The following is a 15,714-nucleotide window of genomic DNA, read 5'->3' as shown; positions in this document are numbered from 1 at the left end:
CCGCCCTCAGTGTCTCTCCGACGAACTCCAGACGGTTCAAGTCCCGTACTGCGGCCAGGACATGCGTGGAGTCGGTGCGCTGTCGACCACCTGGGGCGACCAGTCCCAGCTCCATCAGTCGCTGCAGTAGCAGGTCCAGGACCTTCTCCTCCAGCCCGTGCGCCAGGATCCGGTCGCGGAACCCGGTCAGCACGGTGAAGTCGAACCCGGGGTCCGACAGCTCGACGCCGAGGAGATACTTCCAGTCGATCCTTGCGCGTGTGGCGTGAGCGGCCTGGCGGTCGGTCAGGTTCTCAGCGAACTGCAGGACGCAGACCAACGCCAACTGTCCCGGCGAGACACCAGGACGGCCTCGGACACCGAAGGCGGACCTGAACACCTCGTCTTCGAATAGCGGGCCGAGCTCGTCCCGGACCCTCATCGCCAGACAACCTTTGGGGAAGGCAGCGAGGGCCACCTGCCGTGTCACCTGCGGGACCTCTGCCCCTGATCTCGACCCCATCGACACCACTCCACCCCGTTCCGCGGCCGAACGACGCACCCTGGATCAGACCGCTGAAGAGCGATCTTTCCGTCCAGGACACATCCAGGTGCGAGATCGCGAAGGGTTCACCCAATTGGGCAACAGGGTCATCGAAGCCGAATACAACCGCACCAGGCTCCGCAAACACCCCGAGTTCGGGTACCTCACCCCACTCGAAACCCGGGCCAGACTGCAGCACGACTTCACCCCCGCAGCGTAAGCAACAGCTGTCCAGTTCAGCGGGGGAACTTCACTCGTGCCCGCTTCGCCGGACGCGTGGTCACCGCCGAAAAGAGCGTGGAGCGGCTCCTGGACCAGGCGAACCCGAACATCCACCACGGCGAGGGCATGACCTGCGTGTGGCGACGCGAGACCGCGGCCTGCCGCCAGGCCCGGCTCGAGGCCGGCCTGCCCGCAGAGGACGGCCCCGACGAGTCGGAATGCCGCTCGGCGTGCACCAACCTGGCCTACACCGACCGGAGCATCGTCGAGCAGCGACTGCGACTCAAGCGGTGGGAGGTCACGGCCGCGGACCGGCTGGCACCGCGCCCTCTGCGCGACCGTGCCGCAGCCCTGGCCGCCGGTAGCCGCGCCATCATCGACGCGCACGACCACACGACCGTTTCCAACAACCAGACTCGGGAGCACTGATGGGACGCCGACCACGCGACCAGGACGCCGACCGGGCCGCCATCCGCGCGGCGGCCGACCGCCTCCTGGCCGGCACACCCCTGCGCTCGTCGTCCGGAAAGCTCACGGCTTCCGAGCTGATCACAGAGAGCGGTCTTCGGCGCGACATCGTCTACGGCCACACCGACCTCGTTCATGACTTCCAGGCCCGAGCAAAGGCCCAGGACTCCACACCGACCGCGATGCAGGAACTCGCCGACGCCAACCGCGCGCTCAAGGCAGAGGCAGCGGAGCTGAGGACCGACCTGGCCGAGGAGCGGTCGAGGTCCAAGGTGATGCGCCGGATCATCGCCGAACTATCGCTCGAGCTGGAGCAGACCAAGGCGGAACTCGGCGCCGCCGCCGGCGTGGCCCGGCTACCCGTGAGGACCGGCCCGTCGGGGACGGTGAGGCGGGATTAAATGTCTGCGATCAAGGCAGAGAGCGCCGTATGGTCATGAACCTCCCAAGGGGGAGAGGAGGTTCACCAGAGATGGGATTGTTCAAGGACACGCCGCCCCGCGAGCATCCTGAGTTCACGCAACTGCGCTTCATGGCAGCCGGATCACCGTCATGGTGGAAGCAGAACCGGCACAAGGTCCTGGCGATCGCAGGACTCCTCGCCGGGCTCTGGCTCGCCGGACACCACCACGACGCCACCCCCAAGACGTGCGCTCCTGCGAGCACATCCAGCACTTCTCGCTGACAGCGGCGCGAAGCCCGGCCCCGCGACCCGCATGGGGCCGGGCTTCGCAGACTGGCGCTTGGCAGCCTCCTGACGACGGCGGCTCGGATCATCCTCTCCGGGCCGCTGATCACCGCGACTCTGATCCGAGCGCCCGTCACGCAGCCCGGACGCGCTCGATGAGATCGGCGACGCCGTCAACCTGGCGGTACGGCTTGAACGCCGGCGCGAGTTCGCGGACCAGGGTGACGCACCGCTCGGCGCCGATGCGGGTGGCCAGATCGAGGGGTTCGATGGTGACGGCGAGAGCCTGCTCGACGTCGTTGGACTGCAGGAAGCCCTTGGCCTGGTAGGTCAGGAAGATGCCACGCGTCTTGTCCCGGGCCTTGGGTAGGAGGGCCAGGCCCTCGGCCATCCTGACGTGCGCCTCGTCGGCCCGGCCGAGATCGAGCAGGCACTGGCCGGAGTCGACCGCGAGGTCCGCGGGGCTCATCCACGCGCACCAGCCTGGCGCGGGGTCGCTGGCCCGCGTCGACAGTGCGGTCTCGGCGTCGGACAGGTCGCGGTAGCACGCGGAGCGTTCGCCGAGCGCGGCGTAGGCCCTGGCCCGCCGGAGGAACAGCAGCGACCGGGCGGTGGGGTGCTTGGTACCGGACAGTGCGTGGCCGAGCTGGTCCACCGAGATGTTCGGCTGGCCGATCCAGTTCGACTGGTAGGCGAAGTCGGAGAGCACACCGGCGCCGAAGTCGCGGTCACCTGCGGCGTTGGCGGCTTGCAAGGCCCCTGCCCAGAGCTTTCCCGCGGCGAAGTGCTTTCCCTGGTCGAAGCGGTACCAGCCGCAGGTGGTGGCCAGTGACGCGGCCAGGAGGTGCAGCCGCTTGGAGACGGGCTCGGCGTGGCCGCCGCCCTCGATCAGGTCAGTGACGGTGGCGAGATGAGCGTCCATCAGCTTGATCGTGTGCTGGCGCTGTTCGGTGGGCAGCGTCGTCAGCTTCGCGCTGGTTTCCTCCAGCCAGTCCACGAGCCCGGGGTCCACGGCCGTCCTGCCGTCCAGGGCGGAAGTCAGGCGATCGGGCTCGATCGTGGCCCACTGGGCGGCGAGGCCGGCCAGTGAGACGGCGCTGAAGGTCATGAAGCTGCGGCGGTCCATGGCGGCTCTCTGTGCATCTCGAAGTGCTTGGACGGTGTACGCCGATCCCAGTGGCAGCGGAACCTCGCGGCCGGGCAGCCAATCGGGCCACCCGAACAGCTCCATGTCGGCGATCGGAACGTCGAAGGCTTCCGCGATCAGGATCTGGGAGTCCAGGTTCGGCTGCTTGCGCCAGTTCTCCCACCGGCTGACGGCCGTCTTGTCCGCGCCGGAGCGGAGCCCGTGCTTGCGGGCGGCCCGGTCGAGGAACACGACGAGGTCGTTCTGTGACCACCCGCGCAGTTCGCGGGCGTAGGCGAGGGGGTGCCGGATCGGGTCGTCCACGGGGCCAATTCCATCATCGACAGTGACAGGCAGCCTACTGCGCGCGAGCGCGGGACAACCCCGGGACTACAGACAATGCCTGTCCAGGAAAGCGGAGTTGGCGCTATACTCGACACGCATCGACAAGTTCCCTCACGAAGCGGAAGGAGTCAGCCCATGAAACGACGCGCGGCGGTCATCGGCCTCGGACACCAGGCACTCGAAGACCACCTTCCCGGCCTGCTCGCCTCCAACCGGGCCGAGTTGGTCGCGGTCTGCGACAACGACCCGGACACCCTGCGGGCCCAGCAGGACACGCACGACGTTCCGGGCTTCACCCGGGCCGCCGACCTGCTGGACAACGTGGCGCCGGACTTCGTCATCGTCGCGGTCCCGCACCACGCCGGTCGGGCCGTGATCGAGGAGTGCGCCGTCCGAGGCGTGCACGTCCTCAAGGAGAAGCCGTTCGCCACCTCCCTGCCGGAGGCGCGCGAGCTCGCCGCGATCTGCCAGCAGGCCCAGGTGGAGCTGATGGTCACGCTCCAACGGCGCTTCAACCCGCTCCACGCGTCCGTGGTCCAGCTCCTGGACCAGATCGGCACCCCGTTCCTCATCGACGGCCAGTACACCTTCCACACCGACGACCCCGGCGCCGGCTGGCGCGGAGACGTCAGCCAGGCCGGCGGCGGCTGCATCATCGACATGGGCTACCACATCGTTGACTTGCTGCTGTGGTACTTCGGGATGCCTAACCGGATCATGGCCGACTTCTCGACCGCCGCGCTGCCCGACGGCGGGTACGACGCCGAGGACGCCGCCGTCATCCAGCTCGGCTACGACAACGACCTGTACGGCACCGTGCTCCTGTCCCGCTGGATGGCCCCGAAGACCGAGAAACTGCACGTGGTCGGCACCCTCGGCTCCGTCCTGCTGACGAAGGGCCAGGTCCAGCGCCTCGATGTGCACGGCAAGGTCGTCGACGAGCTGTCGCGCCCGCAAGCCCCGGCCAGCGCGGCCACCGCCCAGATCGACTACTTCTGCCGGGTCCTGGACGGCGAACGCCCCAACCCCGCCGGGCCCGAACAACACCTGGGCCACATGGCCTTCATCGCGTCCTGCTACGAGTCCAAGGCCGCCGGCCGCTACATCGACCCCAAGGAGATGCTGTGACGAACAACCTCGCCCTGCTGGGCGGCGAGCCCGCGGTGACCGCCGGTGGCACGCACTTCGAGTGGCCGCCGATGGACGACACCACAGAGAGCAAGGTCATCGCCCAGCTCCGCTCGGCCATCTCCATCCCCGGCCGCTCGGGCATCGTCGCCGACCTGGAGGACGCCCTCCAGGACTACTTCGGCGTCCGGCACGCGGTCACCTTCAGCTCCGGCACCGCGGCCCTGCACGCCACCTACGACGCCGCCAGGATCAAGGCCGGGGACGAGGTGATCGTCCCCGCCTGGACGTTCCACGCCACAGCCTCGCCACTGTTCCACCTGCGGGCGGTGCCGGTCCTGGTCGAGACCGGCCCGGACGGCAACATCGACCCCACCGCGATCGAGGACGCGATCACTCCACGCACCCGCGCCATCATGGTCACCCACCTGTGGGGCAGGCCGGCTGCGATGCTCGCCATCCAGGCCATCGCCAAGACGCACAACCTCCTCCTGCTGGAGGACGGCTCCCACGCCCACGGCGCCTCCCGCGGCGGCAAGAAGGTCGGCACCTTCGGCCTGGCCGGTGCCTTCTCGCTCAACGGCCCCAAGCCGCTGTCCGGCGGCGAGGGCGGGTTCGTCCTCACGGACGACGACGACACGTACTACCGGCTCCTGACGTTCGGCCACTACAACAAGCGCGCCAACTCCGAGATCCCGGCCAAGCACCCGCTCGCGAAGTACGCGGTCACGGGGTCCGGCCTCAAGCTCCGCATCCACCCGCTGGCCGCCGCCATCGCGCACGACCAGCTCGGCCGCCTCGACGGCTACCTCGCCGGACGGGCGGAGATCGCCCGCTACCTGACCGAGGAGTTCGCCCGGGTTCCCGGGCTGGAGGTCATCCCGATGCCCGAAGGAGTGGTCCCGTCCTGGTACGGGTTGACGCTCACGTACCGCCCCCAGGAGCTCGGTGGCCTCAGCGTCGAGCGGTTCCACCAGGCCCTGGTCGCCGAGGGCGCGGTCGAGTTCGACCGGCCGGGCTCCACCTGCCCCATGAACCAGCTGCCGCTGTACCAGAGCCCGGCCATGCTGTTCCCTGGCCACCCGCACGCTCACCGCCGCTACCGGGCAGGGGACTTCCCGGTCGCCGAGCACACCCACGCGCACACGATCAAGCTCCCGGTCTGGCATCGTAAACAGGATCGTCCGCTGGCCGAGCAGTACATCCGCGCGGCCATCAAGGTGAGCGACCACCACAAGGAGCTGCTATGAACTCTCCCTTCGCCGACCCCACGTTCGAGGACACCATCCGCGCCGCCGCCGAGACGGACGGGGTGGAACGGTTCGTCGTGGCCGCCGTGATCACCGACGGCGACCGCATGCTGTTCCTGCGGCGCCCGGCGGGCGAGTTCATGGCCGGCCTGTGGGAGCTGCCGTCGGGCAAGGTCGAGAGGGGCGAGCGCATCGAGCAGGCCCTGCTGCGGGAGGTCGACGAGGAGACCGGCCTGCGGATCGACGCGGTCGAGAAGTATCTCGGGCACTTCGACTACACCTCCGGCAGCGGCGCCCTCACCCGGCAGCTGACCTTCGAGGCCACCGTCACCCGGACCGGCCCGGTCACCCTCACCGAGCACGACGCGCACGAGTGGGCCGGACCCGACGAGATCCCCGCCGTCAGCGACGCCGTACGGGAACTCGTCACCCGCTGATCGTGCACCGTGAGCTCATCGATCAGGCCCGCGTAGACGGATACGACGCCTTCTGCGTGGGTGCACTCATCGTCCGCCACGGCCGGCTCCTGATGCTCCGACGCGCGGCGTCGGACTCCTGGGCCGGCCGCTGGGAACCGCCCGGCGGCGGCGTCGAGACCGGCGAATCTCTCGCCGAAGCTCTCGCGTGTGAGGTCCAGGAGGAGGCCTGGCTGGCCATCGCCAGCGCGCTGTACATCGGCCACCTGGACTACCCAGCCCGCGAGAACCCCCTGCTGCCCGCCAGCAGGGGGTTCTTCTTCGCCGCCGAGGAACCGCCCAGTCGCGGGCCAGTCCGGATCAACCAGACAGAACACGATCGCTTCGCCTGGTCCAGGCCTGACGGTGTCCGGTCGACACGGCCTGACCTCCGCGCTCTCGTCGCCCGGCGGCTGGCGCTTACGTCCCGGAGTGCCCCCGAGCCCTGGTGAACGCCCGGATGCGGCTGGACGGACCCACACACCTACCAGCCCGGAATCGGAACGGACCTCAGAAGTCCGGTCACGTCGTGGACGCCAGCCGGCAACGATCTCCCCTCACCCCACCAGGAGTGGATCTCCTTCCAGTCGAGCTTTGCCGAGGAGACACCGTGGTCCAGAGCACGCAGGCACTCGTTCGTGACGATCACCGCCGTCCAGACGAAGTTATGCGCTCTCAGGTCGCGGTACTCCTCGTCGATCCGGGCGAACATCACCAGCACGTACAGGTCATTCGCGGGCACCGGACCGTCGCGCACCAGCTCGAAGGGCACCGCATCCAACGGGCCGTGGCTCGGCGCATCAGGTGCGAAGCGGGCCTTGACCTGCAGTCGGGCCAGCCCCGCGTATTGGTTCTGAGGCGGCCCGTCGGATCCGATGCCGTACGCCCCGCCTGAAGCCACATCCCATGCCCACCGCTCGCCTTGGCGCTGGCGCGCGAAGTCCGCCAACGTCGGCACCCGCTCCACCAAGGACCGCCAGGGCACCGCAAGGTCGACAGCCAGTGAGTTCCTACGACCGTTCCCCGCCACCGGCATGGAGCCAAGCGCCGGCCCGAACTCGCCTGAGCGGTCGATCCCAGTGCGGACGCCGCGTGCCCTCTCGTAGGCCGCCCGCACCGAGGCACTCGACCAAAACGCTGCAGCGGCAAGAGACTCCGCGAGGCCGCCGATCGGGTCGCTGCGGTTGGTCGCCAAGCCCGCCTCCAGGAAGCGGTCCCGAGCCGACCAGAAACCGAGCAGCACGTCGCCCAACACGGGCGCATCGCTCGAAGTGTCCACGTTCAAGACTGATCTCAACCCTTCTCGAAGGTAGAGCCGGATACGCTGTGGAACGCAAAGCCGACAACTTCAATCACGACACACGGCTTGCCTAGTGAACGGACGGCAGGTGCCACAGGCCTTCGGCGTAGCTGGTGTTGCGGCGTCGCCCGAGGAGCACCGTGCCGTCGGTGACCAGGACGAGGTGGACGCCGACGACCAGTGTCAGCGGGTCCGCGCCGGTTGCGCGGGGCGCCGGGTGGTCGGCTGGGCGGCCGGTGGGGGCGGGCCGGGTCACCAGGTGCTGCCGGCGGGGTGGTCGGCCGCCGCGGCGAGCAGCGGCAGGTAGTGCCGCATGTAGGGCGGGACCTTGAGGTCGAGGACCTCGTCGAAGGGGACCATGCGGACGGCCAGGCCCTCGTCGCCGAGCCGCAGGTCGCATTCGGGACCGTCCCAGGCGGCGTGCAGGACGCGGACGAGCGGGGAGACGAGCTCGTGCTGCGGGCCGGGCACTGTTCGCATCCGCGTGATGGTGATTCCGGCCTCCTCACGGACCTCGCGGGCGGCGTTCTCCTCGGCGGTCTCGTCGGCCTCGCGCCATCCGCCGATCGGGGTCCAGTAGCCGGGCCAGGCGATGCCGGGCTTGTCGTCGCGGTGGTGCATCAGCAGCCGTCCGGCCGGGTCGGTGACGAGGACCATGACGCCCTCGAAGTCGTCGGCCGGGGCCGGGCGTTCGAGGTAGAGCGGGGTTCCGCTGCGGTGGGCTCGCAGGGCCTGCAGGAGCCGCCGGTAGCGGTCCGGGCCCATGTGCTCCTGCCAGTCGTGGGCGGTCTCGAAGCGCCATTCGGTGTGCTCGGCGGCGTCGAGGCGGATCCGGGCCTGCTGCTCGGCGGTGAGGACGCCGCCGTCGAAGACGTAGCCGCAGGCGGGGACGGGGAACAGGCTGCCGGCCTGCTCGTGGACGACGGCGACCAGGCGCCGCCGAAGCACCTGCGGGTTCTCCGTGGCGAGGTCGAGGCCCAGTTCCTCCCGGGCCTCGCGCAGGGCGGTGGTGAACGGTGTCTCGCCGTGCTCGACGTTGCCGCCGGGGAAGTTCCACACGCCGGGGTCGACGGTGGAGCGCAGCCCGAGGACGCGCCCCTGCGGATCGGTGACGAGGAAACAGCCGTAGGAGCCGGGCCGGGCGATGGTGGTGAGGTAGCCGCCGACCGGCCGCCAGCCGGGGAGGGTCAGGCGGCCGGCGAGCCACTCGATCACGGTGCGCTGCCCGTCGCTCGTGGGCGGGAGCCGGTCGGGGGCGGCCCACCGGTGGTCGTCGTGGCCGGGCGAGAGGAGGATCGCGGTGCCGTCCGGCACGACCGTGGTGAAGACGAACTGGCGCACGCGCAGGCCGCGCCGGTCGGTGAGGTCCAGGTGCCGCGCGTACTCCAGTGGCAGGCCGGCGAGCCCGGTCTCCTCGGCCAGTTCCCGCGCCGCGCCGGCCTCCACCGTCTCGTCGCCGGCCCGGCCGCCGCCCGGGTACTCCCACCGGCCGGGCAGGTCGTCGTGCGCGGCCCGGCGGATCATCAGGATCCGGCCGGAGGTGTCGCGGACCACCACGCCGACGCCGATCCGCTGGACGCCCTCGCGATGGGCCAGGTCGGTCAGCACATGGAAGTCGATCACCGGGAGGACTCCTCGCTGCAAGGTGGTGGGCGGGTGCGCGGTACTGCCGGTCAGGGGGGTTCGACAGTCAAGTCTGCTCCTGGGAGGGCGGGTTCGGGAATGGCTCGTGGGCGGTTCCAGGCGTCCCGATGATGGTGCTGTTCGAATGCGGCTCGCAAGTGGACCCGGATCGGGGGCGGGACGCCGGACGGGTGCTCGATCTCGGAGCGGGCCCCGGCGGACCGGCCGCCGGGTCTGTCGGACCCGGTCTCTAGGGTGGATCCGTACAGCAGAGAGTGCGATGGAAGGCAGGGGGTGACCGAGGTGCACAGTGACGTGCTCGTCGAGGCGGTCCACGGCGACGGGTGGGACTCCTCGAACCGTTCGACGGTCCGTCCGATCCCCCGGGCGGAGGCCGCCCGCCGGGACGCGGCGGGCGAGCCGTACGCCGTCGTGCTCGCCGCCCCCGGGCAGGAGCTTCCCGTGGCGGTGCTGCACGTCGCCTGGGCCGCGCACTACCTCGGGCTCTGGCGGTTCGACGGCTCGGGTCGCCGGGTGTTCGAAGCCGACCTGCGCAGGCTGGAGCCGGGGCGGCTGTTCCTGCGCCACCTGGCCGAATGGCAGTACGACGAGGAGGACCTCCCCGAGTTCTCGGACAAGGCCCTGCGGCGGACGGTCGATCTCTACCCGAACGGGAAGAACAGCGAGGGCCGCTACCCGCGCGGCCGGGGCGGCGGATCGACGCGCACCCTGGTCGACCTGCCGCGTGAGCGGTGGTGGCTGCCGGTACCGGAATTCGGTTGCTGGGAAAGCCTGTTGGCGGAACCCCTGTTCGGACTGCCGGGCCCCTTCGAGATCGCCCAGGAGACCTCGGACACCGCGCCTGCGCCGGCCGGTCGCGCCGCGGAGCCCTTCGGCTGGCGGCCGCCGGCGCCGGCGGCCGGGCCCCGGCTCGACGAGCTGTTCACCCCCGGGGCCGTGTTCACCCACCGGCACCGGCCGCAGCCGCTCGTCATCGAACCGGTGACAACGGTGACCGGGATCGCCCTGCCGACGGGGCGGCTGGCGGTCTGCGACCCCTCGTACCTGCCCGACGGCGCGGAGGGCGACCCCCTGGTGGTCGAGGTTCCGCCCGGTGTCCACCTGGTGCAGGAGACCGGCGCCAGTTACGAGGACGAGATGTTCGGCGATCGCTTCACCGCCCGCGACACCTACGCCGTGCGGGTGCTGGTGAGCGAGAAGCCGACCGCCCGCTGGACGATGGCGGTCCCGCCGGGAGAGGACCCGAGGCTGCTGCGCGACGGCCAGTACTACGGCTTCGGCGTCGACTCCGCCACCGGCTGCTTCGTCGAGTCCGCTGCCCGAACCGACCTGGGCCGCCGCTTCATGCACGCCCTCACCTCCGGCGGTGGCGACGACCTCCACGAACTCGACGGCGGCTGCAGCAAGGTGACCGAAGAGGCCGGCGGGGCCGAACTGGTCACCTTCCTGCTGGGCGGAGACGGCGTTTACCCGGTCTGGGTGGGACACGACGACGCGGGTGAGGTCACGGCGGTCGTCGTGGCGGACGTCTTCGAAGTCGGCGCTCTGGAACCGTCGACCGGATGACGGCCCTCCGGCGGGCGTGACGTCCACGCGCCACCGGCCGTCACCCGGCGGGCGGTCGGGTCGTTGAACCGGACGCGCTGCCCCGAGGGCGCAGCGGACGTCGGAATGCGGCCTGGAGGAATCTGTGGTGTCCACCGTCACCAATCCGTTCACGGGTGCCTACACGCCGGTGGGCGAGGAAGTCACCGCGTTCGACCTGCCGGTCACAGGCACGATCCCGGCCGAGCTCAACGGCCGGTACCTGCGCAACGGGCCCAACGGGATGCGGGCGGAGGACCCCCGGCCGAGGCACCTGTTCGGCGGGTACGCCATGGTGCACGGGGTGCGGCTGCTCGACGGGCGGGCCCGGTGGTACCGCAACCGGCTGGTGCGCAGCGCCGCCGTGGCCGAGGCCCTGGGGGAGCGGCCGCGCCCCGGCGCCGCGCCGAGGATCACCGACGTCGCGCCCAACACCCACGTCATCGGGCACGCCGACCGCACCTTCGCGCTGGTCGAGGGAGGCTTCCGCCCGTACGAACTCTCCTACGAGATCGAGACCGTGGGCGCCAGCGACTTCTGCGGCACGCTGCCCGAGGGGTTCGCCGCCCACCCGAAGCTCGACCCCGTCACCGGCGAGCTGCACGCGATCACCTGGCAGCGGGACAGCGAGAACCTGCGGCACCTGGTGGTGTCCCCGCAGGGAGCCGTCGTGCGGGCCGTGGACGTCCCGGTCGCGCACCGGCCGGTGGTGCACGACATGGCGCTGACCCGGAACTTCGCCGTCGTCCTCGACCTCACGGCGCGCGTCGGCACGGCCGACAACCGGGCGCGCAAGACGTACCCGGCGGTCTGGGACGAGACCGGCGGCGCACGGATCGGGTTGCTGCCCCGCGACGGCACCGAGGTCGCCTGGTTCGAGGTCGAGCCCTGCTTCGTCTTCCACACGCTCAACGCCCACGAGGACGGCCACCGGGTCGTCATCGACGTGGTCCGCTACCCGCGGATGTTCGCCGGCGGCGCGCTGGACGGGCAGAGCAGTCCCACCCTGGACCGCTGGACCGTCGACACCGTCTCCGGCAGGGTCGCCGAGACCCGCCTGGACGACCGGCCGCAGGAGTTCCCGGCGGTCAGCCCGGCGGTGGTCGGCGGCGCCCACCGCTACGCGTACTCCACCGTGGCCGGCGACCTGCTGCGCCACCTGGCCGGCGCCGACACCCTCGACACGCTGCCCCCGGAGGCCGCCGGGGACGCCCTGATCAAGCACGACCTGAGCCGGCAGTCCAGCACCGTGCGGCGGTTCGGCGCCGGCCGCTACACCGGTGAGGCCTCCTTCGTCCCGAGGCAGGGCGCCCGCGGCGAGGACGACGGCTACCTGCTGGCCTACGTCCACGACCCCGAGCGGGGCGCGAGCGACCTGGTCGTCCTCTCCGCCGAGGACTTCACCGGCGACCCGCTCGCCACCGTCCACCTGCCGGTACGGGTGCCGGCCGGCTTCCACGGCAGCTGGATCCCCGACCCAGTCCGGGAGGACTCCGCATGAGCACCCCGCCCGCCACATTCCCGGACGGCCGGCCCCCGGACAGCCCGCCCCCGGACACGCCGGCCGGTGCCGTCGCCCGGCTGCGCGCGACCTTCCGCACCGGCCGCACCCGGCCGCTCGCCTGGCGCACCGAGCAGCTGACCGGGCTGCGCGCCCTGCTGACCGGGCACCGCGAGGAGATCGCCGCCGCCCTCCACGCCGACCTGCGCAAGCCGCGCGCCGAGGCCGACCTCGCCGAAGTCGACTTCACCGTACGGGAGATCGACCACACCCTGCGGAACCTGGAGTACTGGCTGCACCCTGAGCCGGTGCCCGCCGCCGCGCTCACCCGGCTGCCGCCGGGGACGAGCGCCCACACCCGCCACGACCCGCTCGGGACCGTCCTGGTCATCGCGCCCTGGAACTACCCGGTGCAGCTGCTGCTGGTGCCGGTGGCGGGTGCGATCGCCGCGGGCAACACGGTGCTGGCCAAGCCGAGCGAACTGGCGCCGGCCTGCTCGGCCCTGCTGGCGCGGCTGCTGCCGCAGTACGTGGACCCGGCGGCGATCGCCGTGCTGGAGGGCGGAGGGGAGACGGCCACCGCCCTGCTGGCCGAGCGCTTCGACCACATCCTCTACACCGGCAACGCCGGCTTCGGGCGGGCGGTGCTGCGGGCCGCCGCCGAGCACCTGACCCCGGTCACCCTCGAACTGGGCGGCAAGTCCCCGGTGTTCGTCGACCGGGGCGTCGACCTCGGGGTGGTCGCGGCCCGACTGGCCCGCGCCAAGTTCACCAACGCCGGGCAGACCTGCGTCGCCCCCGACTACGTGCTGGCCGACCCGGCCACGGCCCGGGCGCTGGAAGGCGCCCTGGAGCGGGCAGTCACCGAGCTGTACGGCCCCGACCCGGCGCGGTCGCGGGCGTACGGACGCCTCGTCGACGAGCGGCACTTCGACCGGGTCGTCGCCCTCCTCGACTCGGGCCGTACGGTCTTCGGCGGCCGGCACGACCGCGCGGACCGCTACATCGCGCCCACCCTGCTCGCCGAGGTGCGGCCGGACGCCCCGGTCATGCGGGAGGAGATCTTCGGCCCCGTCCTGCCCGTCGTGGAGGTCACCGGCCTGGACGAGGCGATCGCCTTCATCAACGAGCGGGACCGCCCCCTGGCGCTCTACGCCTTCACCGAGGACGGGCACGCCCGTCGGCGCCTGGCCGAGGAGACCAGCTCGGGCGGCCTGAACTTCGGCCTCCCGGTGGCCCACCTGGGCATCCCGGAACTCCCGTTCGGCGGGGTGGGGGAGAGCGGCTCCGGCCGGTACCACGGCCGCTGGTCGATCGACACCTTCAGCCACCGCCGGGCCTGCCTGGACGTGCCGCTGGACTAACGGCCTTGTGTGCGAATACGGTCTGGGCGTGTTGGCCTGGCGGGTCGTCTGATGGGTGTTCACCTCTCGGCGGAGCGGTCGGAGACCAGGGCAGCGACTGCCGCGTAGGTCTCGTCGAAGTACTCTCGGCGTCCAAGGTAACGTTGGAGGGTTCGCCACTGCTTGTGTTCAGCGTTGGCGTGCTCGACGCAGATGCGCTCCGACTGCTGATGGCGGGCCGCGTCCCAGGCGGCGATGTCTTCGGGTGGGGCGCCCTTCTTCGGTTTGAGCGGCGGGGCTTGGACCTGGTTGGGGAATTGCTTGGCAAGTCCCCGGTAGCCCACGTCGACCTTGGCCCTGACCTGGGGGTACTGCTCGAACAGCTCGCAGATTCCCTCGGACTTCACGGCTGTCTGGTCGTGCATGCGGCCGGGTCGGAAGGCCCCGGCCCACAGGGTGCGGCCCTGTCCGTCAGTGACGACGGTGGCCTTCTTGGTGTTCTGCCGCATCTTGCCCGAGATGAAGGAGCGACGGCCTGGCCTGTTCGCCCGGGGGCGTCGAACCCGGACCTCCGTGCCGTCCAGCCGCAGCTCGATATCCTCAGCCGCCGCATAGGCGAAGACATCTGCGAGAGTGCGGAGCCGCAGGTCTCCCTGCCCGGGAACAGCGAAGCCACGAGCGGTCAGAAGGGGACGGATCTCGTGGACAGCCCGGGTGATCGTGGAGCGGTCCACTCCGTAGAGCAGGGCCAGAGCCGCGTGCGGGAGCTGGAATCGCAGGACGACCAGCGTGGCGATGACCCGGTCGGTGAAAACCAGTTGGTGATTCGGTCCCGCGCCGGCCGCACGCAACCGGCTGCGGCCTCGACGCTCGTGCAGTCGGCCCTCCTCTGCGGCCATCCACGCCTCGGCCAAATCCGCGATCAGCGAACCGAGTCGTCGGCGCTGGAGGCCGATGAAGAGACGATGGGACAAGCTCGTGCGGCCAAGGTATCGCGTCACAACAACATCCAACCTGCATGGCCCTGTTCATGTCATGGCAGAAGCATGATCGTTACAGCGCCACGTAGCCGGGTTCTGGCACCGGGTCATCCCGAGCTCGGGAGGGCGGAGAGCAGGGCCGCGGCGGCGCTGTCGAAAGGCGCGATGCTGCCCGCTGCGCGACAGAGGATGTGGGCGCCTTCGAGTGTGACGATCATGAGGGTGGCCAGATCAGCGGCCTGGGATGGACTCATTCCGGCGTGGGTGAGTTTTCCGGTGAGCTCGCCGACCCAGCCGGCGAATCCTTCGGCCGCGACAGTGCGCAGGCTGCTCTGGTCGGCGATGGCCGCACCGCCGTCGATGGTGACCGCCGCGACGGCGCAGCCGCCGCCGTCGGCGGACGCCTGCACCACGGGGCGGGTGTTGCCAAGGAACGCCTCCACGACTTCGCGTGGCGTGCGGGCCGGTAGTTCGTGCAGGTGGCCGCGGACGTCCTCGGCGTTGCGGCGGGCGGCTTCGAGCGCGAGCTGCTGTTTGCCGCCTGGGAAGTGGTGATAGATCGCCCCGCGCGCGGCACCACTCTCGGCCAGGACGTCGTTGAAGGTCATCCCGGCCAGGCCGTGGCGTTGCAGCAGTCCGATTGCTGCGCTGATCATGCGGGACTTCGTGTCCGCGGCCATCGCGACCCCCTTGACTAGTACGGCCATCCTAGTCCATGCTCGGCCCACTAGGACGCACGTACTAGTAGGTGGGCTGGAAAGCCCCCGAAACCGGAGGTTCGTGATGGGCAAGACGTTTCTCTGCACCGAGATCCAGGCGGCAGTGCCGTTCGATCAGTTCGACTGGCACCAGGTCAACGCGGCGCTGAAGACCGCGCCGGGCCTGATCCGCAAGACGTGGCTGTCCGGCATCGGAACGCACACCGTCGGCGGCTTCTACGAGTTCGACAGCGCCGAGAACGCCCTGGCCTTCGCGCAGGGCCCCTTCGCCGAAGAAGCCCGGCGGGCCGGAGCCCCGGCAACGACCCGACTTTTCGACGGCGACATCGTCAAAGACGCCAGCATCGACCTGCACTCGCCGTACTACAGCTGACACCGCAGATCGCCGCCGAGTCAGCTCTGAACACCGCCTCGCCCTACTGCCGGGCGAGGCGGCCC

18 protein-coding genes are annotated in these 15,714 nt (G+C 70.7%); 11 read left to right on the top strand and 7 right to left on the bottom strand.

What is annotated here, in order from left to right; all coding sequences use genetic code 11:
- Positions 1 to 508: transposase (locus tag ACWGJO_RS31690; protein ID WP_452189006.1), on the bottom strand; the 508-nt coding region annotated here is incomplete at its 3' end.
- Between the two features lie 291 nt (positions 509 to 799).
- Here ACWGJO_RS31690 and ACWGJO_RS31685 point away from each other — a divergent pair.
- From ACWGJO_RS31685 to ACWGJO_RS31675, 3 genes are all read left to right on the top strand, one after another.
- On the top strand, positions 800 to 1,174 hold the full coding sequence (locus ACWGJO_RS31685) for a hypothetical protein (protein ID WP_452189004.1): 375 nt from the start codon (positions 800 to 802) through the stop codon (positions 1,172 to 1,174).
- Entirely contained in the window at positions 1,174 to 1,614 is a 441-nt protein-coding gene (locus tag ACWGJO_RS31680) for a hypothetical protein (protein WP_452189003.1), read from the top strand. The genes ACWGJO_RS31685 and ACWGJO_RS31680 overlap by 1 nt, the downstream gene beginning before the upstream one ends.
- Positions 1,615 to 1,685: 71 nt before the next feature.
- Positions 1,686 to 1,898 (top strand): hypothetical protein, encoded by a 213-nt coding sequence (locus tag ACWGJO_RS31675; RefSeq protein WP_360332856.1) that lies wholly within the window; start codon positions 1,686 to 1,688, stop codon positions 1,896 to 1,898.
- 136 nt (positions 1,899 to 2,034) lie between these two features.
- On the opposite strand, the gene ACWGJO_RS31670 is transcribed toward ACWGJO_RS31675, so the two are convergent.
- Positions 2,035 to 3,351: a helix-turn-helix transcriptional regulator gene (locus ACWGJO_RS31670; RefSeq protein WP_452189000.1), complete on the bottom strand. Its 1,317-nt coding sequence runs from the start codon at positions 3,349 to 3,351 to the stop codon at positions 2,035 to 2,037.
- Positions 3,352 to 3,507: 156 nt separating this feature from the next.
- Between ACWGJO_RS31670 and ACWGJO_RS31665 the strand changes: the two genes are divergently transcribed.
- From ACWGJO_RS31665 to ACWGJO_RS31650, 4 genes are read left to right on the top strand one after another with little or no spacing between them, the layout of a single operon-like run.
- On the top strand, positions 3,508 to 4,500 hold the full coding sequence (locus ACWGJO_RS31665) for a Gfo/Idh/MocA family protein (RefSeq protein ID WP_452188998.1): 993 nt from the start codon (positions 3,508 to 3,510) through the stop codon (positions 4,498 to 4,500).
- The gene (locus tag ACWGJO_RS31660) at positions 4,497 to 5,750 is read left to right on the top strand and encodes a DegT/DnrJ/EryC1/StrS family aminotransferase (RefSeq protein WP_452188996.1); all 1,254 of its coding nucleotides are present in this window, start codon (positions 4,497 to 4,499) and stop codon (positions 5,748 to 5,750) included. The genes ACWGJO_RS31665 and ACWGJO_RS31660 overlap by 4 nt, the downstream gene beginning before the upstream one ends.
- Positions 5,747 to 6,187 carry an NUDIX domain-containing protein gene (locus tag ACWGJO_RS31655; RefSeq protein ID WP_452188994.1) on the top strand — a complete coding sequence of 147 codons (441 nt, stop codon included), beginning with the start codon at positions 5,747 to 5,749 and terminating at the stop codon, positions 6,185 to 6,187. Before ACWGJO_RS31660 ends, ACWGJO_RS31655 begins: the two co-directional genes overlap by 4 nt.
- A gap of 2 nt (positions 6,188 to 6,189) precedes the next feature.
- On the top strand, positions 6,190 to 6,657 hold the full coding sequence (locus tag ACWGJO_RS31650; RefSeq protein WP_452188992.1) for an NUDIX hydrolase: 468 nt from the start codon (positions 6,190 to 6,192) through the stop codon (positions 6,655 to 6,657).
- Positions 6,658 to 6,689: 32 nt separating this feature from the next.
- Here the strand turns inward: ACWGJO_RS31650 and ACWGJO_RS31645 are convergent, their stop codons facing one another.
- The 3 genes from ACWGJO_RS31645 to ACWGJO_RS31635 form a co-directional block, all read right to left on the bottom strand.
- Complete coding sequence (locus ACWGJO_RS31645; RefSeq protein ID WP_452188990.1) at positions 6,690 to 7,484, bottom strand: hypothetical protein; 795 nt, start codon at positions 7,482 to 7,484, stop codon at positions 6,690 to 6,692.
- A 91-nt stretch (positions 7,485 to 7,575) separates the two neighbouring features.
- Positions 7,576 to 7,761 carry a hypothetical protein gene (locus ACWGJO_RS31640; RefSeq protein WP_452188989.1) on the bottom strand — a complete coding sequence of 62 codons (186 nt, stop codon included), beginning with the start codon at positions 7,759 to 7,761 and terminating at the stop codon, positions 7,576 to 7,578.
- Positions 7,758 to 9,128: an NUDIX domain-containing protein gene (locus ACWGJO_RS31635; RefSeq protein ID WP_452188987.1), complete on the bottom strand. Its 1,371-nt coding sequence runs from the start codon at positions 9,126 to 9,128 to the stop codon at positions 7,758 to 7,760. The genes ACWGJO_RS31640 and ACWGJO_RS31635 overlap by 4 nt, the downstream gene beginning before the upstream one ends.
- A gap of 294 nt (positions 9,129 to 9,422) precedes the next feature.
- On the opposite strand from ACWGJO_RS31635, the gene ACWGJO_RS31630 reads away from it, so the two are divergent.
- From ACWGJO_RS31630 to ACWGJO_RS31620, 3 genes are all read left to right on the top strand, one after another.
- Positions 9,423 to 10,715 carry a DUF4241 domain-containing protein gene (locus ACWGJO_RS31630; RefSeq protein WP_452188985.1) on the top strand — a complete coding sequence of 431 codons (1,293 nt, stop codon included), beginning with the start codon at positions 9,423 to 9,425 and terminating at the stop codon, positions 10,713 to 10,715.
- 127 nt (positions 10,716 to 10,842) lie between these two features.
- Positions 10,843 to 12,234, top strand: coding sequence for a carotenoid oxygenase family protein (locus ACWGJO_RS31625; protein WP_452188983.1), 1,392 nt, complete (start codon positions 10,843 to 10,845; stop codon positions 12,232 to 12,234).
- A complete protein-coding gene (locus ACWGJO_RS31620; protein ID WP_452188981.1) occupies positions 12,231 to 13,598 on the top strand; it encodes an aldehyde dehydrogenase family protein in 1,368 nt (455 codons plus the stop codon). The genes ACWGJO_RS31625 and ACWGJO_RS31620 overlap by 4 nt, the downstream gene beginning before the upstream one ends.
- A gap of 59 nt (positions 13,599 to 13,657) precedes the next feature.
- On the opposite strand, the gene ACWGJO_RS31615 is transcribed toward ACWGJO_RS31620, so the two are convergent.
- Both ACWGJO_RS31615 and ACWGJO_RS31610 read right to left on the bottom strand, forming a co-directional pair.
- Positions 13,658 to 14,578, bottom strand: coding sequence for a transposase family protein (locus ACWGJO_RS31615; RefSeq protein WP_452188979.1), 921 nt, complete (start codon positions 14,576 to 14,578; stop codon positions 13,658 to 13,660).
- 86 nt (positions 14,579 to 14,664) lie between these two features.
- Positions 14,665 to 15,237: a TetR/AcrR family transcriptional regulator gene (locus ACWGJO_RS31610; RefSeq protein ID WP_452188977.1), complete on the bottom strand. Its 573-nt coding sequence runs from the start codon at positions 15,235 to 15,237 to the stop codon at positions 14,665 to 14,667.
- Positions 15,238 to 15,340: 103 nt separating this feature from the next.
- On the opposite strand from ACWGJO_RS31610, the gene ACWGJO_RS31605 reads away from it, so the two are divergent.
- Positions 15,341 to 15,649: a hypothetical protein gene (locus tag ACWGJO_RS31605; RefSeq protein WP_452188975.1), complete on the top strand. Its 309-nt coding sequence runs from the start codon at positions 15,341 to 15,343 to the stop codon at positions 15,647 to 15,649.
- Positions 15,650 to 15,714 lie beyond the last annotated feature (65 nt).

It is taken from the genome of Kitasatospora sp. NPDC054795 (assembly GCF_053611565.1).
Note: the sequence above shows the minus strand (reverse complement) of the source record. Positions and strands in the feature narration are given on the sequence as shown.

Coding starts and splice junctions, on each gene's coding strand:
- ACWGJO_RS31680 (WP_452189003.1), top strand. CDS start 1,174: ATGGGACGCCGACCACGCGACCAGGACGCCGACCGGGCCGCCATCCGC.
- ACWGJO_RS31675 (WP_360332856.1), top strand. CDS start 1,686: ATGGGATTGTTCAAGGACACGCCGCCCCGCGAGCATCCTGAGTTCACG.
- ACWGJO_RS31665 (WP_452188998.1), top strand. CDS start 3,508: ATGAAACGACGCGCGGCGGTCATCGGCCTCGGACACCAGGCACTCGAA.
- ACWGJO_RS31655 (WP_452188994.1), top strand. CDS start 5,747: ATGAACTCTCCCTTCGCCGACCCCACGTTCGAGGACACCATCCGCGCC.
- ACWGJO_RS31620 (WP_452188981.1), top strand. CDS start 12,231: ATGAGCACCCCGCCCGCCACATTCCCGGACGGCCGGCCCCCGGACAGC.
- ACWGJO_RS31610 (WP_452188977.1), bottom strand. CDS start 15,237: ATGGCCGCGGACACGAAGTCCCGCATGATCAGCGCAGCAATCGGACTG.
- ACWGJO_RS31605 (WP_452188975.1), top strand. CDS start 15,341: ATGGGCAAGACGTTTCTCTGCACCGAGATCCAGGCGGCAGTGCCGTTC.